The sequence below is a fragment of the Paenibacillus sp. FSL R5-0486 genome (genome assembly GCF_037975155.1).
GTDB classification, from domain to species: Bacteria; Bacillota; Bacilli; order Paenibacillales; family Paenibacillaceae; genus Paenibacillus; species Paenibacillus amylolyticus.
Genome location: NZ_CP150237.1, coordinates 4,644,870 through 4,667,929, shown reverse-complemented (window position 1 = coordinate 4,667,929; position 23,060 = coordinate 4,644,870). Strand labels below are relative to the sequence as shown.

Genomic DNA, 23,060 nt, shown 5'->3' with positions numbered 1-23,060 from the left:
GCAATACTCAATGAGTTTCCCAATGGAATAACATCAAGAACGCGAAATTCACAATATAAGGAATATTAAAAGACAAAAAAAGCCTAACCCCTCAGTATCTTGAACGAGGAATTTGGCTTATAGTCTTCAGCTTAAACAGTCGCGTCCGATGGGTGATTAAAATAATGATTTATTTATCCATGTATAATTAATGAATTTTAACATTTGCCCATTCATTTCAAATTCTTTATCACTAGTTTCTGTATGCTCGAATCCGTTTTGCTCTAAAACTTTTTGAGATGCTATATTGTTGGTGGTTGTTTTTGCCTTAACTTCTTTTATATCTAAATCAACTATTGTATTGAGTAATAATTTTAATGCTTTTTTAGCAACACCTTTTCCAGTGTGGATTTGTCCCACTCTATAGCCGAGGAATCCTATTTTATCTGAATCATCAATATCAACTAAATTTATTCTTCCAAGAATCGAGTTATTTTCGTCTTTTATTAAATAAAAAAAGGAGAGTCCTTTGACTTGTTCATCAAGCAGAGATTCATTCCTTACTTTAAAAACCTCAGGTATGTAATAATCATCTCCTCGAGACGGTACCATTTCCTCGAAAAAAGTTCTGTTTTCAATTTCGAATTCATACAAGCTTTCAATATCTGTATCTTTTAACTTCTCAATTACTATATTCATGAATCTTTTCCTCCAATCAACTTTAATGCAAGATACTACGAATCTGCTTCTGTAAACTATAATTTGTACTACGATAGTTTGTTCTAGTTCCGTTGAATAAATACTGAATTTATTGCAATTAAGTTTTTGTACAGCAAGTATAACATTCCTATTTCGTTATTCAACATTATGGGCGATTAATGGATATTCAAATCCCTAGTAAATTTGAGCAATATTTGGATGAACATTTATGGAAACCTAGGCTCGAAGATGTGGGCGTATATTATGGGGCTTTTGAAAACATGAGCAATTGAACAATGGATCTGCGGTACTATATGATACGTTGACTTCTCAATTGACCGCAAGGAAATGGTCAATGACCAGTAAGGGGAAAATACTGCTTGAAAGCAAGAAGGATATGAAGAAGCGCGGATTAAAGTCACCTGACAGAGCTGACGCATATGTTCTTACCTTCGGTGAATATTTACTGGGCGTGCCTCAATCTGTAATGATTCCAACGATTGGTGGCGTAACAATAAAGAGATAATATGAATTTTAAAGTTAATAATAGACAGGGATTAAAGCAACTCATATCAACGATTAACGATACACTTTTTTTCGTTCACCTTTAGTGACAGCGCAATCAAGCGTAAAATCGATGAAGGTCTGGAGAGTGTCGCAAATACCTTGAAGCTTATCGGCTTCTTCGAGCAAGATGATGCTGAATTTTAAAGCTTAAAACAAAAAGAGGACTCAGGAAAAATCTGAGTCCTCTTTTTTTAGATTGCATTAATAATGAATTGTCCCTGTTGGGCTTTGACCTCAAAGAAATATTCTTGATCTTTGCTAAGATCTTTTAAGTTTTTGCTTGTTCCAGGAGATACCTGAAATTCATCAATTACAATATTTCCTTTTTCATCTTTAACTCTCAATAGCACGTTACCTTCACTATTTGCATCATTAATGATTGTCTTATCCCAGAAAACACTATCGAATTTAACAGAATCTTTTCCATCAAATTTAACACTGTTCCATTCATCAGATTCTGCATCGATAGCGAGAACTGAACTGGTTTTAGGAGAGAAGTAATTATGAACGGTATCGACGTTTTGATAGACTTGATAAGAACAAACAAAAATAATGGTTAACGTAACTAAAATCGCACCCCACATACTAACTTTCTTTAGTTTACTATTAACCATACTTATTCCAGCTCCTTAATCAATTGAAATATTATAATACCCTGCTTTGCTTCCTTTTGCTTGAAGGGTATACGTTCCGCTATTCCAAGGTATTGAATCCAAATTTGCAGATTTTCCAGCAGAAATTGTTTTAGTGCTTCCTACTTGTTCGCCAGATGAGTTTACAATCCTAACGGTAATAGTTCCTGGACTGTTTGCATCATTTGTCACAGTAGGCGAATCATTAAAAAAGTTGTTGGATGATGTGACGTTACTATAAGCATTGGTAGTTAGGTAGGCCGAACCAGACCAGTTAACGTAGGGAACAATTATTGGGTCAGTAGAAGTCTGACCAGAATCTTGAATTGGTGCAGCCAGTGCACCTGTTGCGCCCCCTAATGCTAATGCCAGTACACAACTAGAAGATAATAATGTTACTTTTTTTGCTAAATTCAAATAGAACGCCTCTTCTTTAAATTTTATGGATGTCATATGTATGTGTACGTCTAACATAAATTTATCTTATTTTTCTATTTTAAGCAATATTCTTCCATAAAAAAGATGAGTTTGGATTTTAGTTGTTCTAAATGTATTCACATCTCATTTTTTGAACCGAATTTGAGCCAAAGGTGAACATATTTTGAGACCATGTTGAACCCCACATGACCATTTTTCCGTGATACATTAGGAGCATAGAAAAAGGCGCGAATGAAACGCACACCTGCAATAGTGGCATATGACTGGGGCGTTCCTCTTCTCGCCTTTTCTGTTAACTTATGAAGGTGATTCAATTCAGATACCGAATTAGTTTTAGGGGAGGTGTCGATTGTTGGATTTCTGGCAACTATTAATTGTGTGGATTGGTATCATCTGCTGGGTTATCGCGTATAAAGATCGGGTAAGCAAATGGATACTGTATCCTGTGTCGCTTGTTTGCGTGTTTGGTACATTCACGTTTTGGATTCTTAATCAATAAAGTGAGAAAATAGACGAGATCAGGAGCCAACGAAAAGCTATACTACAATAATGAAGCATAGTGTTTTTGACTCAATAATGTAATCTCAGTAAAATAGTCTTGTTCTTCCTCTACAGTTACATAGTACGTATGCATTTAAAGCAAAGAGCGCAGCGTGTTTGCTTTGACCGTTTCGGGCGCATGCTTTTAGGACGTAACACCAACTTCATACATATCACATTTAAAGTCGTTCCTTCATGGATCGGCTTTTTTTCATTAGGAGGAATTATATTGGACAGCAGCAGAAGACGGAAGAAGTAGCGCATCCGTCCCAGAAAGAAGACAGAGAAATTGTAGTAGACCAAAATGCCCAAAGGAGTTAAAATAACCCTGTTATCACATTGCACGTAAGGAGGTCTACATATACAGACAGAATCTATAACAAAGTACATGGCATTCTCTTTAATTATTTTAGCATTTTTGAGTACTATAAGCTTAGTAGAGTTAAAACCTGCCTTTCTGATGGGTTTCTCTATAGCTGCTTTAATGTTTGCTATAAAAGATTTCTTAGAATACAAAGCAAATGAGGCCAATGACCCATTAAAATTTGAATTCATAAAAAAAATTTTAATGTTTATTGCAGTGCTGGCATTCATGATCATACCTGTAATACCAGTGCCTTGGTCAGAATCTATATTGAAGAAAATTAATGAGTTTTCTGGCTTAGGAAGTATTGCCATCGTATTTTATATTATGAGCCTAAAAAACGAACAAGTTGCTTCAGACAAATTGAAGCAGATAATGCATGACAAAGTGATCGCTGCTGTTGAGTTATTTAAAAAAGAAGAGTTGCCTCAACTGATTAATGAAGCAACAAGTAAAGAAAATTTAAAAGCAATAGCACGTGAGGCCGTTAAAGAAAGAGAAAGAGAACTTATGGAGCAATCCCACAGGTGAAACCAACTCAACACAAATCCGCTTGGTGGAACTTCCAAAAAATGATTATGATATCTTTGGAAGTGGTGATTAATTTTGATTACTTTCAAGTATTGAGAAGTCGAACGCATTTAACCTTTGGAGGTCTGTAAAAGGATTTGTAAACATCGAAACGGATGAAGCGACCAAAGAAAAATACAGCGACTTGATCGCCCGCTTGGAGAATGCACTGAGAACAAGCAATATTTAAATAAAATCAACGAGGACGAGCCTTAGGGTTTGTCCTTTTTTGTTGTCTTCCTTTCACAATTTGCACATGAACAGGAATGTATGCTGCAAACACAGGGCACATCGCCGGAATTGTTTTTTCGAGGGTAATCTTCGCAAGTTCATAAATCATTTCAATAATTGTCATGGTGGTAATTCCTCCTTGTGGTTTGTCACCTTATCTATCGGTCTATCCCACGATCCGGTTGCTGGCGACATTTAAATATTTTTTAGGGAAATGGACAAATTTATGAGCAGTAACCCATTCACTCTAATGGTCGTACTGATAGGGCGAAAAGGTGCAAAGGAAGTTGCTTATTTTTGCTCGTAATCTTATACGGGTATGCACTCACGGCTATTTTAGTAGGGAAAGAAAATATTTTGAGGTTTTTGAGGTGATGGGAATGAACATCAGAATAGAGCCAATCGATCAGATCAACGCAGCAACGTATAACCCACGGGTTCACCGTCAGCCTAGAGATGTCGATTACGAGAAGTTTAAGCGCAACAAGGAGGGATTTGGTTATGTGGTGTTCGCTTTTAAGTTAAACATCTAGACAATATGAATAATTAAATCCGTAGTAAAGCCATAGTAAGTCGATGATATTATAAATTCATAGAAGTATGAAGAACTTTAGAAGGTAAGGAAACTTTTCCTGCCTTCTATTTTTATGTCTGGAGGTGAAACATTGAAATGGTATCATAAAGCCATTTATTCATTTGCGAATTCGGTTCTTCCGACTGCTGTAAAGCGTCAGATGATGGGTTTTGGTAGGATGACCTCACCAAGATCGTCAAACGGATGGGATATATTCAATTGGCTCCCGAAAAAGTACCAGAGTGCTCATAATATTGATCTGACCAAACTACATAATCACACAGCAGAGGAACTACTTGAGATTCTTGTATCTGTTCATCCTGATATTTCGCATGCGCTCTACAACTTTCTGCGCATGGGTGGCACACCGCTTACATTTACAGCAAAGAAGCAGAATGGTAGTGACGATAAGAATGGGCAGAGGGCTTTGGATGCAATCAAGAACTTACTGGATTCTCCACTTCCTTCACCTGGTTATCAGCATGGAAGATCGTTAGATAAGCTTGATACAATTCAGCGGATGATGATTATGGTACGTGGGGCTTGTGCTGGTGAAGTAGTTCTAAACGAGCGCTGTAATGATGTGATTGATATCGTACCTGTTGACCCTGCGACAATTTGGTTCAGGAGAGAAGAGGGAACAAATCGGCTTGTCCCTTGGCAATACATTAAGAATCCACATTCTAGTGTTAGCGAAAAATAGTTTGGCTAGTATAAGAGGATCGATACGCCGACAATCATTTATAAAAGTTCGATCTTATAGCTAATGATCCTTACGGACGAACACCTATAAAAAATTTGAAAGATGCATTCATTAATAAGGTACTATTTTTGGATTTTCTTCCAGTATGAAAGGACATGGCCTCGGGTATGTAAAACTCGAGCCGAACCACTTTGATGGTTAAGGCATTATTACATCCGTCCGATTCAAAAGATAATCTGTACTGGTCTGATGATAGTCAGCCAACTTAATCAATATAGCCGTTGAAATGTCCCACTCGCCTCATTCATAGTTGCTATATATGCGACTATAGCAAGATAAGCTTCATTTGGTGTTTGAGGCATGGTTTAACTTTAATTTTGACTCAATAAAATACTAGCGCATTTCCCGCTAAATTCACATCTCACCTCATACCTTGATATACAATCTGTTTGAGGTGAACCTACCATGAAGGATAACATGTCAAACCTGATCGAAGATTTGTTTCACGGAAACCTGCGGTTGGATGAGTCAATTCATCCTGAGCATGCCGAGTATCAGGATATCAATCGCCAGATATCGGACCTGATGCAGGACTACAAAACACAGCTTACCGAGAACGAATACGATGCTTTGGAGAAACTGATCGACTTGATCGGACAGTCCACATCCATGTATGTGGAAGCAGCGTTTGAGCAAGGTTTTCGCACAGGCGGCAGACTGATGATTGAGGTTTTAGCTAAACCGTGAGTATTTACCTACTTCATAAGCCAGCGGCAGACAATACACAACAATTCAAAAATCCCCTCCTCCATTACCACCGATCAGGCTGGCATGGGGGAGGGGATTTTGCTTTTAAATTATTCTTTTATTTTATTACCTACCACTTACCGCGCACCAATATTCTTACCCGCTGGTGTACCCGAGCCAATCAGATCACTACCACCCGCAAGCTTGAGGAAATTGCCCAGGACAGGCGTTCCATCTGCGCTACGTGTTACTGAAGGGACGAGGGAGACAAAGTCGGCTGCGCTGGCGAGCAGGCCTTTGGCGTTCTCACTTTTTTTGTTCTTCCACCAGACGTTGGTGCTGCTGACGTCAGTTCCGCTTGTTTTGTCACTGGCGCCGCCTTGGAAGGACAGGTTGTTGGTGAAGATGTGGGTGCCTACATCAAAGGCAAAGTTGCTTTGCCCATTGTTCCAGGAGGTGTTATTTTTCATCTGGATCGAACCGGGATTGCTGTTGTAGGTGAAGCCGTGCTTTTTATTATTAAATGCAATGTTGTTCTCGACGATATGATTTACCGCAATCTTCTCACCGCCGAGCTTGAAGCCGTTGCCATCACTGTTGGAGGTAGAAGTGCCGTCTGCGGTTGCGCCATTGGCGTAGGCGATGCTGTTGCGGATCGTAACCGCGCCGATGGCGCCTGTATCTGTTTTACTATACAGATCCCAGCCATCGTCCACGTTATAGGCTGCAATACAACCTTCGAAGACGTTGCCCGGGCCTACGGTCAGTTTGGCCGCAAAACCGTCTGCATCCTCGCCGTCATCCGGGTCATAGTTGTTGTGGGAGTATGAACGAATCACTTCATTATATGCTGGCCATTCACTCTTGGCGGCTGTGGAAGCATAACGTCCCATCTGAATACCCGTATCCCGGTTGTGATGAGCTTCGATCTGCTCCAGACGGTTGTAACTACCTCCGATGAAGATGCCGTTGTCGCCCGCACCTTTCACCTCAAGCCCTTTGACGAACCAGTAGTCTCCGAACATTTGCAGTCCACGATTGGTGGAAGCGAAGGCTTGGGCTGAGAAATCAAAGACCGGTTTTTCCGATCCATACGCCACCAGGTTTTTACGTTGGCTCGATGTACCGCTGTTGCCACGTTCAATGGTAATGGTCTGGGAGAAGTTATAGTTACCGCCGCGTAGATAGATCGTTTTGCCCGGTGCGATCTGGGTCAATGCGTTAGCCAGTGACGTTGGACTGTTGATCGTACCCGGATTGCTGGCTGAGCCGTTAGGAGACACATACAGATCACCCGCAGCAAGTGCGATATTAGAAGTCGCCACCGATTCAGAGGGATTTTGCAAGCTGCTCTCGATCAGTTCTGCTGCACCAACCGATCCACCACCAATTAATAATAGAGGGAACGCGGCGCTCAGACAGATATGGGCCATTTTGGATTTGAGGGAGCGTTCTTTCAGAGAACGTGCAGATCGTGCAGATACATGAGTAGATGTGGATGGGAATAATTTCATTACGTAGACCTCCTTGGTTAATTGGGAATAGAATGAAGAGCATGTGGTAGCCGTGTACCAGACGTTACCTATGAGATAGATCATGCCGGCTGGTTAGATGTAATCTCTAGGACACAGCTTTATGGTAAATGTTGTAATCGTTATCATCAATAATCATCTGATCAGATGGAGGTACATGCAGGCAGGTCAGGCCTGCAAGCTTCCAATGCCTGTAATATCACGTGAATTATGTAATCTTTCCATTGGGTGATAGCTCTCATTTAACGAAGAATCATCTGAAATGAACGTAGAGAAGTACGCTTTTCCATCCTCAGAGTACCAGTTTTACTTATGATCCACTCCTATGAACTTCATTCAACCTAAAATAAATAGAAGCCTACATCCTGAAGTGAAGATTATACTCAAACTAGTCATGAAAAAGCCCTGATAGCAGCTGCAATTGGCAACTTGACGATCAGGGCTATGTTTAATCCAGAACGTAATCTCCTTACTCAAAATACCCAAATGTACCAACAGTGTCAGACTCAGCGATCCAAACGCTGTCCATCCACCTTAATATCCGTCCGTCTCACGACTGCGTTTCTCTGCTTGCTCGACACTTGGTTCATGTTTCGGTTGGACTGTGGCACTATCATCGGTTGGAACAGAGGCCAGCCCTTCAGCCACACGACGACCATAATCGGCATCGGCTTGGGTAAAATGAGAGATCATGCGCTCCCGGATATCCGGTTTGCATTGCGCCAAAGCCCCGACCATGTTGCTGACCAACTCATCTCGCTCCCAATCTTCGAACGCCCGATACGTATCACCGGCTTGACCAAAGTCATTCGTACGCTCAATCTTCTCACGAACAAGTCGGCCTTCCACCAGTGGTTCATGCTCCTTACCACGTGGCGCCGCTTCCTTTAGTCCACCGAGCGAGGAAGGTTCATAGTTCACATGTGGATTCTGACCCGGTGCCCGATCGACCTGATACTGCATCTGCCCGCCGCTCTGATTGGTTGCCACCCGGTTTTTCGGCGCATTCACAGGCAGTTGCAGATAATTCGCACCCACCCGGTGACGCTGGGTATCTGAATAAGAGAAGGTGCGTCCCTGCAACAACTTGTCATCTGAGAAATCCAGCCCGTCTACCAATACACCTGTGCCAAACGCTGCTTGCTCCACTTCATTGAAATAATCCTCGGGATTACGATTCAGCGTCATTTTGCCAACAGGTAGAAAAGGAAACTGCTCCTGCGGCCACAACTTGGTCGGGTCCAGCGGGTCGAAATCCAACTCCGGATGCTCGCCGTCCTCCATCACTTGAACGCACAGCTCCCATTCGGGATACTCCCCTTTTTCAATAGCGTGATACAGGTCCAATGTCGCATGATTGAAGTTCTGTCCTTGAATCTCGCTCGCGTCTTTTTGCAGCAGGTTGCGTATCCCTTGATTGAGCGGTTCCCAGTGGTATTTGATGAGTACGCCCGTGCCTTCCTGATTGACCCATTTGTATGTATTAACACCCGACCCTTGCATCTGCCGATAATTCGCTGGAATGCCCCATGGAGAGAAGAGGAATGTCACCATATGGGTAGCTTCAGGACTTAGCGATACAAAATCGAAAAACCGCTCCATATCCTGTGCATTGGTCAACGGGTCTGGCTTGAAGGTGTGTACCATATCCGGGAATTTAAGCGGGTCACGAATGAAAAAGATTTTCAGATTGTTACCCACCAGATCCCAGTTGCCATCTTCGGTATAGAATTTTACAGCAAATCCGCGCGGGTCCCGCAGTGTCTCCGGTGAATGTCCGCCATGTATAACGGTAGAGAAGCGAACGAAAACGGGCGTTTGTTTGCCTTTTTCCTGAAACAGACGTGCACGTGTGTACTTCGATACTGGTTCACTCCCGGCTGTTCCATACGCTTCAAATATGCCATGAGCGCCAGCGCCGCGGGCATGGACCACACGTTCCGGAATACGTTCACGGTCGAAGTGAGTAATCTTTTCGAGAAAATGATAGTTCTCCAGCGTAGTCGGTCCCCGGCTGCCAACGGTTCGTACATTCTGATTGTCCGTAATGGGATGCCCTTGTCGATCCGTTAATGTCTCAGCTGATTTGTCTGAGGAATGCTCTGGTTGTGAAGACTGATGATTCATGGAGTGGAGCACCGCCTTTCCTTAAAGTGGATTCCTGTATATATTTTCCCTGAAAATTGGTTCTATACATTAAACCTCGCAAATAATCTCGTAAAAAAAGCTTGTCACCCGCTTCATCGCGTGAGATAATTAACTTTTGCCCTGCGGCCTTTTTTGAACGGAAAATGAAAGAGGACCGCGTCTAAGAATGGAGGCTGACCTAGGATTGTCTACACAACGTTATCCTTTTGCATATGATCCGGCTGAACCTTTTGTATCCCGTCTCGGGGAATGGGTTGCCGATGTTTTTTACGATATTTTGCCAGAGTTCGGCTTCGAGGTACGGGATGAACAGATTTTTATGGCGTACCAGCTCGAACGGGCCTATGGAGATAAAAATACCATTATGGCGGAGGCCGGTGTCGGAACAGGCAAGACGTTAGTCTATCTGCTCTACGCGGTCTGTTATGCACGTTATACGGGCAAACCGGCGGTGATCGCCTGTGCCGATGAGTCCTTGATTGAACAGCTTGTGAAGCCCGGTGGAGATATTGCGAAGCTGGCTGCACATCTGGACTTGGAAGTGGACGCACGTCTGGGCAAGTCACCGGATCAATACGTCTGTCTGAACAAACTAAGTGCGATGAGATTTGTGGATGAAGATGCGCCTGTTATTGAAGAAGTGCATGAGAGTCTGCCGGATTTTGTGAACACGCCGGGTACACTTCAGGCCTTCCATCCGTATGGTGACCGCAAGCAGTATCCACATCTGAATGATCGTCAGTGGAACAAAATCAACTGGGACCCGTTCCAGGATTGTTTTGTTTGTCCTAAAAGACAACGTTGCGGCCTGACGCTGTCGCGTGACCATTACCGACGTTCCAAAGACATCATCATCTGTTCCCATGATTATTACATGGAGCATGTGTGGACGTATGATGCGCGCAAACGCGAGGGACAATTGCCCTTGCTGCCTGACCACAGCTCAGTTGTATTTGATGAAGGACATTTGCTGGAAGAAGCAGCCCTGAACGCACTGAGCTACAAATTGAAACACCGCATTTTCGAGGAATTGGTGACTCGCCTGTTAGAAGGAGAGATTCGTGAATCCCTCGCGGAGTGTGTGGATGAAGCGATTGAGAGCAGTGAGCGACTGTTTGCGTTGCTGGATACGTATACGGTCGCGATCCCTGGTTCGGAACGGAAAGAAGTTCGGGTAGAGCCGCCACTGCTACGTGAGATTGAACGTCTGACGAGTGTGCTGGATGCAATCGGCGAAGAACTGGTATTTGAGAGCGGATTGTTCTCGCTGGATGGTTACCAGATGCGTGTCGTGGAAGAACATCTCGATATGATTCAGTCTGCGCTTGCCTTGTTCCGCAAGGAAGATGGTTACATCTGTTGGGCGGAAGAGAGCGAGGATGAGACGACCTTATCGATCATGCCGCGTACCGTGAAGGAAATGCTGAACGAGCGTGTGTTCAACACAGGTATTCCAATCGTGTTCTCCTCTGCCACGTTATCTGTGGACAGTTCATTCCGTTATGTGGCGGACAGCCTGGGCATTGATGATTTTGTATCATTCTCGGTGGCTTCTCCGTATGATTATGCGGACAAAATGAAGATGAAAATTACCGATGAAGCTATACCGGGTCACCCTGAGAACGAAAATCGCATGCGTGATGCGGTGTCGTTACTTCAGGAGAGTGGAGGACGTGCGCTGGTTCTGTTCCGTACGATGGAAGAGCTACGTGCGTTCAAGCAGGACATCGTTCATGTACCTGAAGCAGAAGGTTTGCGCTTTATGTATGAGGGCGACCGGGAGATCAGTGATCTGATCTCGGCATTCCAGCAGGATGAGGAGAGTGTGTTGTGCTCCGTTAATCTGTGGGAAGGACTGGACGTTCCAGGTCCGTCATTATCCAATGTCATGATCTGGTCGCTTCCGTATCCACCACAGGACCCTGTCTTCAATGCAAAACGCAGTGCGTCGGCAGCACCATACGAAGAGATCGATCTTCCGTATATGCTCTTACGTGTGAAGCAAGGTCTCGGACGTCTGATTCGGACAAGCACAGATTCCGGTTCTGCGGTCATTCTCGATGAATCGCTGTATACCAAAAAGGAAGCCAAAGACCGCATTGCGGCTCTGCTTCCCGAAGGTGTGGAATGGACAACCCTGACACACTAACCAGCTTACGTTAAATATTCTTGCTTTATTTTTGATGATAAGGTTTCTTGCCAAAATAAGTTCTTGTTCTCTGCGGATTCACCATCCGTAAGTGAGCAAGGGCTTTTTTTGTTTTGATGGTTCCTCTAATGTAATTCGCTTCCCTTTTTTTCGAGGGATTTTCCCTCGCTCCCAATCGCTCCAACATTCTACCGAACCTACCGCACCTTATTAGGGTGATAATGAAGAGATGTAAATTCTAACGAATCTCAGTAACGTTATCCCGTCGAAAATAGCTTTTAAGCCTGTGAATCGACCGAATTTGGAGGAATAACGTCGCTGTGATTCGTTACACGTCAGACCTGCGCAAATAGGAGCGAATAGCGTGTGTCAGGTTCATTAGAACAATGACCAATGAGCGCTAATAAGGGAGGGCCTCTGTCATGCTCATGACTTATGGGAGATGGAAGCCCCTTTTTGATGTGTACAGATTTATGCTGTGTTAAAAAATACCCATGCTCAGATACCGTTCCCCGGTATCCGGCGCAATGCAGAGCACGCGGTGCCCCGGCCCCAGTTCCTTCGCGATGCGAAGGGAGGCCCACACCGAAGCGCCAGAGGAAGGGCCGAGCAACAGCCCTTCCCGAGCAGCAAGCTGCCGCATCGTATCCAGTGCGTCCTCATCGGACACCTGGATGATGGCATCCCACACGTCGGTATTCAGGATGTCCGGAATGAACCCCGGACTTGTACCGACGAGCTTGTGTGGTCCGGGCTCGCCACCGGACAACACCGGAGAACCTTTGGGCTCCACCGCATAGATACGGATATCGGGTAACTGCTTACGCAGTTCTTCCCCGGTGCCAGTAATGGTTCCGCCGGTTCCCGCCGTAGCGATGAAAGCATCCAGCCTGCCTTCCATCTGCTGCATAATCTCGGGAGCCGTCGTGATCCGGTGAATGTCCGGGTTCGCCTGATTTTCGAATTGCTGCGGAATGAAACTTCCTGGAATGTCTGCTTGAAGTTCTTTCGCTTTGCGAATTGCACCAGGCATCCGCTCCGCAGCAGGGGTGAGCACCACATCTGCGCCATAGGCTTTCAGAATGTTGATGCGCTCCTTGGACATATTGTCCGGCATAATCAGAATGGCTTTATATCCTTTGGCGGCGGCATTCATCGCAAGACCAATCCCGGTATTGCCGCTCGTCGGTTCAATAATGGTAGCACCAGGGAGCAAGTGTCCCGCAAGTTCAGCCTGAACGATCAGGTTGTAGGCGGCACGGTCTTTGACGCTGCCACTTGGGTTGAAGTATTCCAGTTTCACGTATACATCAGCAGAGTTGCTGCCTGTGAGTCTGTTCAGTTTAACGGCAGGTGTCTGGCCGATCAGTTCTGTTACATCTGCGGCAATGCCTGTATGTGCGGGTGTTTGTTTAATCGAATGTGTATTCAAATCCATGAAGTACAGCTCCTTGATTGATAAGACGTTGAGAGTATATCCGGTGAAACTATATCATGCCTTATTGGAATGGTTGGATATCTCTATTCCATCTTAATGAACGTAACCTTCCGTGGTCAACTTGTTTTGCTGGGGAATGGGTTCTATATTGTCAGAGTTGTATCAAGTCTGTGCCAAGTCCATCTGCAGATGCCGACTGAGTTCTTTTTTGACTTCATTGCGTGCGAATGTCCACAGCATATAGAACCGTTGCCAATACCCTCTGCACATATACAGAGTTTCGATACCCTCGGCTTCCCGTTTCTCTTCCAGTACTTTGACACCGCGGGTTCTCATCTGTTTACGAAGGGCCAACATCTCCTTGAGCACATTGTTCTGAATGCGGGTCAGCGACAGAATGTAGACTTCGGGCATCTTCAGCAGCAACGTATCCAGTGTGAGAATATCTCGTTCAAGTACATCCAGCAAAAGCGTACGCACAACCAGACCTTTAATCAGACGATGGTCTTCATCCGCAGGGGATGGGGCGGAAGTTGAGGATGTCATATGTTCACTTCCTTAACCTTTAATTGGAATTTTATATTTACAGAACATGTGTTCCTATATTATAATCAATATATGTAATAGAGATACACAATACAACCGAGAAATATTGGAAGCAGACATTATCGCATTTTCCTAAAGGTACAGATAGTGAGTGAGGCTAGGGATTTAGGGACAAGCCTGCTCCAAAATAAGGTATAATTTATGGGTTTTGCAGGAAACCTAAGGCCATAAACCAAATAAGCCTTATGCAATGCAGTCTGCTACAGAAGTAATTACAAGCAATGAATTAAAGCAGTGAATTACAATAAGGATTTCAGAATGACTTGCCGCAACACGATGGCACCAGGTCAACGAGTAGAAGCAGTTTTATTTTAGCGAAAATGAGCAACAAAAAAGCCCCTGCCTTGGGCGGCGGGGCCTATGGAATACTGCCGATTCAGCGGCAGGTTTGATGATGTGTTCAGAAATTAAGCAAGATATTGAGGCTTTTCGTAGAACGCCTCTTTTTCAAGGATGACCTTATAAGGCCTTTCCTTGCCCTTCAGGGAGGGCCCAATGGTAGTTAGCGGTACGGCCGGCTTGTGGAAACGATCTTCTTCCTTGGGTTCCGGAACCGGTCGTGATGATTCGGGCGCAGAACTGAGGCGTACCTTTTTTTCGCTGCCCCAGCGCTTGCTTATTTTTTTCGTTTCCGGTTTCATTCCGGTTCGCCTCCTAACAAATCGTTGATGGCGTTGAACAGTTGACGATTCTGTAGGTCAATCTGCTGAAATACCGCCTCATCCGCTTCAATATGTCCAATAATGTGAACGGTGATTACATACCTCTTGGCTACAGGATAGCATAGCAGATACTCTTTCTCAAGGTAATCATCATACAGGTTAATCTTGATTTTATTCTCCCGGTAAGAATCAATCACCAGAATGCGCTTGGGATCATCCGGTTGTTTGTCGTCGTTAGCGGACAAGTCATACTTTCTCCCCGGTTCTCCAACATTACCACATAATTGCTCAATGTAACCACTGTCATCTGTACGGTATATGGCTGTGCCACGTACAGCGAATGGAGGATGAGAGACAAAGGCAGTACGCAAGGCATCGCTCATTCGCTCCAGCATCTTGGCATCTGCTTTGCGGGTACGCAGCAATTCCCTAAAGAACCGCAGCAACTTAAGCAGTTGTAACCTTGCTTCTCCCTCAGTGCGTTTATGCTCCTCAATGATGTTCTCCAATTCTGGATCACTCCAGCGTCCTTGTTCCTCAATACTGTCTGCGATTTTGGAACATGCCACGGACACGGCTGGTGCCCACTTTCCGTCAGAACGGATTTCATATACGAGTGGATTTAACCCCAGCAGATCTGTGGGCATACGCAATCCTTCGACCTTGGTTGTGTCCTTAATGTCTGTAATATCCTCAGGAAGAATGAAAAAAATACGTTTTCGTCCTAGACGACCCATAAACAGACCCATTTCCAGCATTGTATTATCCCGGACCGACGCGTAGTACTTCCCGCGAATTTTGGATATATCATCCGGATGAAAAATAAAAATGGCAAAGTCAGTCGTACGGACCTCTACTTCCAGATCGTCCATGGTATAGCTGCTTGGATTAAAAACCCCGGAATACCAAGGGGTAACTTCGGCTGAAAAACGTAAGTTTTCGTGTACTGCGGCTGCAATCGGCTTCGCTTCCAGCGAGCAGCCAATAAAGACTCTTGGCTTTAACGTTTTCATCAATCCGCCTCGCTTAAACGGTAGTGGGATTCAATTGTTATATTATACCATAAAAAGCAGAGTAAGTCTGGAAACGTCTGAACTGGACAAAGAATAAGCCGATTACGTTTGCTATAGTGTATGTGTGAAAGGAAAATGATTCCTTTAAAAAGCGCAAGAAAATAAAAAAAGGCCCCAATTTGTCACAGTTGGGTGACTGACAGTTATTTTTGGAAGCTTTGGTCATAGAATAAAGGAGCAGGTTGCACCATTAGCAAGCATTGCTTATCCTGGTGTTGCCGTATGACTGCTGGAGCAGTCCAAAGGCTGCTTTATGCCTGTTTTTGAGGGGTCTACTGTTTAGACCCGGTCACGTTGGTGTTATATAATAGAAGAACAAGCAAGTTAGCTTTGGTGTTTAAACTGAATGAACTTGCAACTGCTGTAAGTTGGATTTACAATTTACACAGGAACGAAGAGTGCAGAACCCATCTGTAGAAGCGAAGCGTTCGCCTGAAAGCTTTTTGAATGAAAGCAGCTTCGGAAGCATAAGCGATCACCGGATTTTCCCCAGAGGGAAAATGGAATTCCAAAAATCCGGGGATAACCGCGATCAAAAGAGGGTACTGTAATCCAAGTGTAAGTGTACAATTAAATGTTCAAGCTTATGCATTGTAGTTATTTTTCAGTTTAACTGAGCACAGCTAACCACAACAGAACAGAAAGGATCAGGATACCATGAGTTCCCGAAGGACAATCTCCCCAAGGACGATCTGGAAACGTTACGATCTCTCATACACATAGCGCCCCTTGTAGAGTACACCAACCGGTTCAAAAAAACGGCTGACTCTGCGAAAGAGGGGATTGGAATGAATATTCGAAGGACGTACACGATGATTTCTTCCAGGCTTACCTTTTGCAGGGTACGGTCGGTATAAAAAACCAACCTACAAACTGCGAGGGAACCTGAATGAAGAGAACATCGTTAACCTTACAACACGTTAAAACAGAGGCGATCAAATTCGTCATTATGCTACTCGGTACATTTATTTTAGCTTTTGCTTATTATCACATTAACTTTCAGAATCATTTATCGGAGGGCGGATTTGTTGGTCTGGCCCTGCTCGGAAAATACGCAACAGGCTTATCACCTGCTATCGGTATGTTGTTACTGGACATTCCGGTCATGATCCTGGCTTGGTTCCTTAAAGGCTGGAAATTCATGATTCAGGCATTGCTTGGCGTCGGTGCATTTTCCCTATTCTATGACGGCTTTGAACGATACTCCACACTGGTATTGTCGTTTAACGGAAATCTGTGGATTCCGGCAGTTCTATCCGGTATATTGACAGGGGTAGGCGCTGGGATCGTGCTTCGATTCGGTGGAGCGACAGGTGGAGACGATATTCTCGCCGTGCTGGTTAGCCGCTGGAAGGGATGGAAGCTGGGAACAGTTTTCTTTGTCAGCGATGCTTTTGTATTGGGATTGTCGCTTTTCTTTCTTCCGGTAAAAGAAACTTTATATACGATTCTGGCCGTATGGATTGCCAGCAAAGTCATCACGTACGTCGTTAGTGTTCCGGCTCGCGGAACCGTGGTTACAACTTCGGCTGTGAAATTGCCGATGCCATCGGCTGCAGCCAAGGCAGTTAACGCTGCTGCTATTTCACAACGGACTACGGTGGCTAGAGGGGTATCCAATTAACCATACGTTTCAGAACAACCATAACCTGTATGCATCATATTCAGGTCTTGATAGTTAAAGTTCATACAAAATCCCTTTTGATTGCTCTTCAGCAGCAAAAGGGATTTTGTTGTTTTCCGATTCATTCAGGGTTTGATCGAAGAAGCAATCTGACCATCCTGATTATGGATAATCGCTCGAATATTTTGTTTGCTACTCAGTTCTTTGGCCTTATCTACAGCTTCTGCCTTAGTATCAAATGTGGACAGATAGGTAGACTTTCCTTCTTCTTTGATCGCCCAACCGGAGTCAGTAGGCACGACATGGATGTTGTCATGACTTTTGGACGAAGAGACGGGCTCGGAATGACGACGATCCGTGGAAGACGACTTTTTAGAGTTGGAGTTATCGGAAGAAGATGTGGAGTCCGATTTCGAACTTTCCGGTGCGGGATGGTTCTCATCCCATTCTTCTGCCTTAGCTGTCGCTATGGCAATCGAGCGCCCTTCCTCATACCCGTCATCAAGCAGAGCATTCGCGATTTCAATTGCTTTGTTTCTGACACGTGGTTCCAGGTTCTTCATGGATACCGGATAGTCGTGTTTGTTCCAAGGCATATAAACCCCTCCTATACAATGATGGATTAGTTGTATATTACCCTGTGAGGGGAGGGATAAACGATGAACAGCAGAGGTCGTAAGTGCATTTACCGATGATCTATATAAATTGAAATAAACATTCACACGAAACGGAGAGGACAGAAAAAACCTGAAGAAACGAAGTGTTCGCCTTTATCCCCGGATTTACCCATTTCTAAAAGGAATCAAAAAATCTGGGGATAACAGCGATCGGAAGGTTGTTCTGTCATCGGAGTGTCCCAGTGTAAACATTCTTTAGTTCAACTTATATAAAAGGATCTCGTTCCTATACTTTTGCAAGCCAGAGGAGTATAATGCTGTCCATGAAAGAAATAAGTTCAATAACAGGAATATAAAGGAGTACATACATATGTTTAGTCTTAGTCTGGCAATCCCTATGCTGTTCACTATGCTGATTCATGCCGCAGACAGCTTGTCATACGCGCTCCGCCTCGGTGGATTACGCACACGCAGAATCGCGTTGGCCATTTCATTGGCAGGGATCTTGTTGTTGGTTTCTCGAACCTCGAATATGGCCCAGGGTCCGATGGTAGGTAATCTAGTGGATACTGCAACACGTGGAACCAATCCACACTTTGCGGCGCAGCTGCACTGGTTAATGGGTGCGGCAACAATTGGAACGGCATTAGCCATATTGTGTTTTCCAACCATGGTGAAGCTCTCATCAAGAATGGTTGTACATTTTGAAGCAGCCGGTTCCATCCCTGCGATGGTTCGCGGTATGCTGAAGCGAAGCAAGATTAGAAATGCAACGTATTACATCACCCCGCCATCCTGGAAGATGGCCAAACGATTGGTACAACATGGGATGCCAAGACGGTTAATGCTGCTTAATGTAGCGGTAACCGCAATCTATACCACAGGTGTCCTGTCCAGCTTATACGCAGCGTACCTTTACCCAGGGCAGGCTGTAGCTGCATCCCAATCAACCGGGTTAATTAACGGAATAGCGACTATTTTGCTAACCATCCTGATTGATCCACGGATTTCCCTGCTCAGTGACAAATCATTACGTGGCGAGATCCGTTTGGATCGCATGAATCAGATTTATGGTTGCATGCTCGTATCCCGTTTATTCGGTACACTGTTGGCACAGTTGTTATTAATTCCATTTGCGTATTGGATCGGTTGGATCGTAAGTATGATGTGACGACTTCTTTCCTGAATTGTAGCCAGGCACTCTCTTGTACATCCTTTTGAAACAGCAAATGAGAGGGTGCCTGAGCAAATTGAATTGACGGGGTATTTGTGCTGTGATACTATTAGACCGAATAGTCGGTTTAATTTATGGAGGTTTTTCCAATCGAAGTTAAACGAAGAAAAGATGTTACCCAGATAAAGAAAGACATTGCACGTAATACCAAGGAACTGTTTGCCCAAAAGGGATATAGTGCAACTTCCATGGAAGACATATGTACGATTAACAATCGGAGTAAAGGCAGCATCTATTATCATTTCAAAAGCAAAGAAGAGTTATTCATGTATCTAATCAAGCTTAACAATGAAGATTGGATGGATGCTTGGCTGGACAAAGAATCCGGGTATAAGACTGCCATAGACAAATTGTACGGACTTGCTGATCATTACGTGGATGATTTGGCTAACCCGCTGAATCACGCCATTAACGAGTTTGTCTCGGGTCAGGTCGTCAGTCAGGAGATGCTTGATGAGATGCTTTCCCTGATCCGAATTCCGTATGCGACATACGAGTCCATTATTACTAAAGGGATGGAAGATATGGAGTTAAAACCGGATGACCCACAGGATGTAATGCACATTATCTACGGTCTGTTTAGCGGATTGACTACACTCTATTATGAGAAGGACCTGACGGATATTCGTCGTATTTACCACAAAGGCATGGCCGGTCTACTGGCAGGAATTCAACAACGTTAACCATGAAAAGCTGATGTAACGTCAGTTTTTCTTTTTAAATATTAATAAACCGGACAGTCGGTTTAAAAGAGGAGATGGCGAATGAACACATTGTTCAGAAACAAAGCTTTTTTAATCGTTACAGGGTCTGATCTGCTGCAAAATCTGGCGATATGGATCCGGAATATGGCAATCCTCTATTATGTAATGGATCGAACTCAAGGAAGTCCAATAGCTGTCTCGCTGATTACCGTACTTGAATATGCCCCGATTTTTGTTTTCTCCATCATAGGCGGTGCACTTGCTGATCGCTGGAATCCCAAACGTACGATGATACTGGGGGATATTCTGAGTGCGTTGTCTATTGTCATGATTATTGGCGTTTTATCTTCTGGGTATTGGCAGATTCTATACGTAGCCACGTTTGTATCCTCTATCGTTAGCCAGTTTTCTCAACCATCCTCTCTAAAGATTGTGAGGCGAAATGTAAAGGGAGAACATTTGCAGTCTGCAATTGCTATCACCCAGAGTGGTCAATCGTTGTTTTTAATTCTCGGACCAATCGTCGGAACGTTTATATACACTGCAATGGGCATTCAGGCATCCATGTACGCATTACTCACTTTATTCCTCATCTCTGCGCTTCTACTCACATTTCTGCCTAAAGACGCCACCCAGCGGAAAACAAATACCTCATTATTAGCGGATATCAAAGAGGGGTGGCAATATGTTGCTCGATCTCGCTCGTTAAAAATGCTTAGTTTGGTATTCATCTGTATAGGGCTTTCTGCGGGTCTCATCAGCCCACTTGGAATATTTCTGATCACCGAACGTCTGGGACTTGAAGCAACGTCGTTACAGTTTCTCTCTGGAGCGTCCGGAATAGGTTTATTGATTGGAGGAGGTATTGCGGCTGCTGTAAGTGCCAAGCTGAACCAGACCTTAACTCTGCTTGTAGGTGTGCTGTGTCTGGCTGTAGCCACGATGGGGGAAGTGTTATCCAGTTGGTTCTGGTTGACCCTTTTGATCAGCTTCTTAAGCTCAATCAGTATGGCATTCATCAACGTCATCATCTCCACATACTTGGTCACTCGGATCGATGAGCATTTGATCGGGAGAGTGAACGGCACCATCACACCTTTATTCATAGGAAGTATGCTTCTTGGATCTTCCATGGCAGGTGTACTGATGAACAGCACATCCATTTTTATCGTCTACGCAATCTCGGTTACCGTGATGATCCTGGGTATTGTTCCAGCGATGCGAATTCAATTTCGTAATGATCAGACGGCTCCTGCCAATCAATTGAATTCGGAAATCTCTTCGAGCCAAACCTAATCAATGCATTCTTGTGCAACAATAGTTCGTCTATTAAAACAAGAATGTACAACAAAAAAGCAGCGGGATCATCCCACTGCTCTTTTTGTATTTGCATTATAACTTATTGGAAAAGGACGGCGTACTCACCGTATCCTTCTTTTTGCAAGTCTTCTTTGGGTACAAAACGAAGTGCCGCAGAGTTGATGCAATAACGCATTCCACCTGCTTCGGCAGGACCATCGTTGAACAGGTGACCCAGATGGGAATCGCCTTCACGACTTCTCACTTCGGTACGAATCATGAAGTGGCTGAGATCAGTTTTTTCCTTCACGTTGTGGTCACGCAATGGACGTGTGAAGCTCGGCCAGCCGCAGCCGGAGTCGTATTTGTCGGTAGAACTGAACAATGGCTCGCCAGATACGATGTCCACATAGATACCATCACCGTGGTGATCCCAGAATTCGTTATGGAATGCAGGCTCGGTCGCGCTGTTCTGCGTAACTTCATATTGAATCGGCGTCAAACGCTCTTTCAGCCCGTCTTTATCCACGTTACCGGTCCAGTTGCGTTCGATGAAATCTACACGTCCAGAACCTTTGCTGTAGCGTTTGTAATGGGCAGGGTTCTTCCGGTGATAATTTTGATGATGTTCTTCCGCTTCATAGAACGGTTTGGCTGGCAAAATGGGTGTGAAGATTGGTTTGTCAAAACGTCCGCTTTGTCCCAGCTCCGCTTTGGAAGTTTCCGCAATCTTGCGCTGTTCTTCGCTGTGATAGAAGATGGCCGTCTGATAGGAAGATCCACGGTCATGGAATTGCCCGCCTGTATCCGTAGGATCAATCTGCTGCCAGAACAGTTCAACCAGTTTCTTATAAGGGAAGATGGCAGGGTCAAACGTAATTTGCACAGCCTCTACATGTCCTGTTGTCTCCGAGCAGACCTCTTCATATGTTGGATTCTCGGTATGTCCTCCTGTATAACCCGATACGATCTTATGAATACCGGGCAGTTCTTCAAAGGGGGATACCATACACCAGAAGCATCCGCCTGCAAAAGTTGCTAACTCACTTGAATGTTGTTCCATGCTATAGTCACTCCATTTCTGATGAAGATTTAGCGCTCGTGTTCGAGCTCCAGCAATCTACCGTTTTATTAAAACTTGTTACACAAGCATTAGGCTTGCTCTTCTATTATATCCTGAATTGGCAAGCCAACCAAGCCGGAATGAAAACAAGCTGAATCTGAACGGTTTGCGAATTCTGAATTCAGGCTTTGTTGCGTGACCGAAAGCGAAATAAGAGCAATACAATGGCCATGAACACCAGATATCCGGCAAGGATGGCCAAGCTCAACCAGATTGAGGTTTCAGCTTGTGCACCTGCATAGGCAAATACAAAAATCGCTGGCATTTTCCCAATGGCCGTGGCAAGCATGAAGACCCAGAATGGCGTGTACGTTATACCTGCGTAGATATTAACGGCCATCTGAGGCACGATCGGCAACAGTCGCATCGACATGACACCCATGAACGGATGTGCTTCCATCCATGTGGTAAAACGGTTCAGACCCCGAATACGTTCGAGGTACGATCTCGCCTGATGTCTGAAGATGGTTCTTGCTCCGCCATACACGAGCATGGCTGCAAGTGTGGTGCCAAGCCAGCATATCCAGGCTGCCGTGGTGGTACCGTAACTGTAACCAAAGGCGATAATAACAAACTTATAAGGAATTACAGGCACAAGAGCAAACAATGTTGCCATGGCGAGTAACAGCGGAATGGACTGATGAAGATCGGTCCAGGCCAGCAGTTCATATCTGTAAATAAACGTGACTCCTGCAAGTAAAACATATAACAGAAGCCATAACCATTTTCGCAAAATCCCAAACGCTCCTTTCAGATCAGGCAGGTCTGGTCGTGTCCCGATCTGTACTGCTGTTCCTCCTAAGTTTA

At 44.4% G+C, this 23,060-nt stretch carries 21 protein-coding genes and 1 pseudogene; 9 read left to right on the top strand and 13 right to left on the bottom strand.

Features of this window, described 5'->3' with window-relative positions; all coding sequences use genetic code 11:
- Positions 1–156: 156 nt before the first annotated feature.
- The 3 genes from MKY01_RS20790 to MKY01_RS20780 form a co-directional block, all read right to left on the bottom strand.
- On the bottom strand, positions 157–678 hold the full coding sequence (locus tag MKY01_RS20790; protein ID WP_339283358.1) for a GNAT family protein: 522 nt from the start codon (positions 676–678) through the stop codon (positions 157–159).
- A 758-nt stretch (positions 679–1,436) separates the two neighbouring features.
- Positions 1,437–1,859, bottom strand: a complete 423-nt coding sequence (locus MKY01_RS20785) for a hypothetical protein (protein WP_339283357.1) — start codon at positions 1,857–1,859, stop codon at positions 1,437–1,439.
- A 15-nt stretch (positions 1,860–1,874) separates the two neighbouring features.
- Entirely contained in the window at positions 1,875–2,294 is a 420-nt protein-coding gene (locus MKY01_RS20780; RefSeq protein WP_307415100.1) for a T9SS type A sorting domain-containing protein, read from the bottom strand.
- Between the two features lie 949 nt (positions 2,295–3,243).
- Between MKY01_RS20780 and MKY01_RS20775 the strand changes: the two genes are divergently transcribed.
- Positions 3,244–3,750: a hypothetical protein gene (locus tag MKY01_RS20775; RefSeq protein ID WP_339283355.1), complete on the top strand. Its 507-nt coding sequence runs from the start codon at positions 3,244–3,246 to the stop codon at positions 3,748–3,750.
- A gap of 235 nt (positions 3,751–3,985) precedes the next feature.
- On the opposite strand, the gene MKY01_RS20770 is transcribed toward MKY01_RS20775, so the two are convergent.
- Entirely contained in the window at positions 3,986–4,144 is a 159-nt protein-coding gene (locus MKY01_RS20770) for a hypothetical protein (RefSeq protein WP_339283353.1), read from the bottom strand.
- Between the two features lie 256 nt (positions 4,145–4,400).
- Between MKY01_RS20770 and MKY01_RS20765 the strand changes: the two genes are divergently transcribed.
- The 3 genes from MKY01_RS20765 to MKY01_RS20755 all read left to right on the top strand — a co-directional run bounded on the left by MKY01_RS20765 (position 4,401) and on the right by MKY01_RS20755 (position 6,044).
- Positions 4,401–4,553, top strand: coding sequence for a hypothetical protein (locus MKY01_RS20765; RefSeq protein WP_339283352.1), 153 nt, complete (start codon positions 4,401–4,403; stop codon positions 4,551–4,553).
- A gap of 132 nt (positions 4,554–4,685) precedes the next feature.
- Positions 4,686–5,297, top strand: coding sequence for a hypothetical protein (locus MKY01_RS20760; RefSeq protein ID WP_339283351.1), 612 nt, complete (start codon positions 4,686–4,688; stop codon positions 5,295–5,297).
- A 465-nt stretch (positions 5,298–5,762) separates the two neighbouring features.
- Positions 5,763–6,044, top strand: coding sequence for a DUF6809 family protein (locus MKY01_RS20755; RefSeq protein WP_339283349.1), 282 nt, complete (start codon positions 5,763–5,765; stop codon positions 6,042–6,044).
- 137 nt (positions 6,045–6,181) lie between these two features.
- Here the strand turns inward: MKY01_RS20755 and MKY01_RS20750 are convergent, their stop codons facing one another.
- The gene (locus MKY01_RS20750; RefSeq protein ID WP_339283347.1) at positions 6,182–7,558 is read right to left on the bottom strand and encodes a right-handed parallel beta-helix repeat-containing protein; all 1,377 of its coding nucleotides are present in this window, start codon (positions 7,556–7,558) and stop codon (positions 6,182–6,184) included.
- Between the two features lie 654 nt (positions 7,559–8,212).
- Positions 8,213–9,703: pseudogene (locus MKY01_RS20745) on the bottom strand (catalase); the annotation flags it as partial.
- Positions 9,704–9,908: 205 nt separating this feature from the next.
- On the opposite strand from MKY01_RS20745, the gene MKY01_RS20740 reads away from it, so the two are divergent.
- Complete coding sequence (locus tag MKY01_RS20740; RefSeq protein ID WP_339283346.1) at positions 9,909–11,873, top strand: ATP-dependent DNA helicase; 1,965 nt, start codon at positions 9,909–9,911, stop codon at positions 11,871–11,873.
- A gap of 481 nt (positions 11,874–12,354) precedes the next feature.
- Here MKY01_RS20740 and cysK read toward each other — a convergent pair whose 3' ends face one another.
- From cysK to MKY01_RS20720, 4 genes are all read right to left on the bottom strand, one after another.
- The gene (cysK, locus tag MKY01_RS20735) at positions 12,355–13,311 is read right to left on the bottom strand and encodes a cysteine synthase A (protein ID WP_127545588.1); all 957 of its coding nucleotides are present in this window, start codon (positions 13,309–13,311) and stop codon (positions 12,355–12,357) included.
- 162 nt (positions 13,312–13,473) lie between these two features.
- Complete coding sequence (locus MKY01_RS20730; protein WP_127545591.1) at positions 13,474–13,857, bottom strand: hypothetical protein; 384 nt, start codon at positions 13,855–13,857, stop codon at positions 13,474–13,476.
- 467 nt (positions 13,858–14,324) lie between these two features.
- The gene (locus MKY01_RS20725; protein WP_017687536.1) at positions 14,325–14,558 is read right to left on the bottom strand and encodes a hypothetical protein; all 234 of its coding nucleotides are present in this window, start codon (positions 14,556–14,558) and stop codon (positions 14,325–14,327) included.
- Positions 14,555–15,592: a nucleotide-binding protein gene (locus MKY01_RS20720; RefSeq protein ID WP_083677397.1), complete on the bottom strand. Its 1,038-nt coding sequence runs from the start codon at positions 15,590–15,592 to the stop codon at positions 14,555–14,557. Before MKY01_RS20720 ends, MKY01_RS20725 begins: the two co-directional genes overlap by 4 nt.
- Before the next feature lie 949 nt (positions 15,593–16,541).
- On the opposite strand from MKY01_RS20720, the gene MKY01_RS20715 reads away from it, so the two are divergent.
- Positions 16,542–17,276: a YitT family protein gene (locus tag MKY01_RS20715; RefSeq protein ID WP_282320852.1), complete on the top strand. Its 735-nt coding sequence runs from the start codon at positions 16,542–16,544 to the stop codon at positions 17,274–17,276.
- 125 nt (positions 17,277–17,401) lie between these two features.
- On the opposite strand, the gene MKY01_RS20710 is transcribed toward MKY01_RS20715, so the two are convergent.
- Positions 17,402–17,872 carry a DUF2188 domain-containing protein gene (locus MKY01_RS20710; protein WP_339283343.1) on the bottom strand — a complete coding sequence of 157 codons (471 nt, stop codon included), beginning with the start codon at positions 17,870–17,872 and terminating at the stop codon, positions 17,402–17,404.
- A 391-nt stretch (positions 17,873–18,263) separates the two neighbouring features.
- Between MKY01_RS20710 and MKY01_RS20705 the strand changes: the two genes are divergently transcribed.
- From MKY01_RS20705 to MKY01_RS20695, 3 genes are all read left to right on the top strand, one after another.
- Positions 18,264–19,064: a lipid II flippase Amj family protein gene (locus MKY01_RS20705; protein ID WP_036614460.1), complete on the top strand. Its 801-nt coding sequence runs from the start codon at positions 18,264–18,266 to the stop codon at positions 19,062–19,064.
- A 137-nt stretch (positions 19,065–19,201) separates the two neighbouring features.
- The gene (locus MKY01_RS20700) at positions 19,202–19,810 is read left to right on the top strand and encodes a TetR family transcriptional regulator C-terminal domain-containing protein (RefSeq protein ID WP_339283342.1); all 609 of its coding nucleotides are present in this window, start codon (positions 19,202–19,204) and stop codon (positions 19,808–19,810) included.
- 81 nt (positions 19,811–19,891) lie between these two features.
- Complete coding sequence (locus tag MKY01_RS20695; protein WP_339283340.1) at positions 19,892–21,127, top strand: MFS transporter; 1,236 nt, start codon at positions 19,892–19,894, stop codon at positions 21,125–21,127.
- Positions 21,128–21,230: 103 nt separating this feature from the next.
- On the opposite strand, the gene msrA is transcribed toward MKY01_RS20695, so the two are convergent.
- Positions 21,231–22,193: a peptide-methionine (S)-S-oxide reductase MsrA gene (gene msrA, locus MKY01_RS20690; protein WP_339283339.1), complete on the bottom strand. Its 963-nt coding sequence runs from the start codon at positions 22,191–22,193 to the stop codon at positions 21,231–21,233.
- Positions 22,194–22,374: 181 nt separating this feature from the next.
- Positions 22,375–22,986 carry a VTT domain-containing protein gene (locus MKY01_RS20685; RefSeq protein ID WP_036614914.1) on the bottom strand — a complete coding sequence of 204 codons (612 nt, stop codon included), beginning with the start codon at positions 22,984–22,986 and terminating at the stop codon, positions 22,375–22,377.
- Positions 22,987–23,060 lie beyond the last annotated feature (74 nt).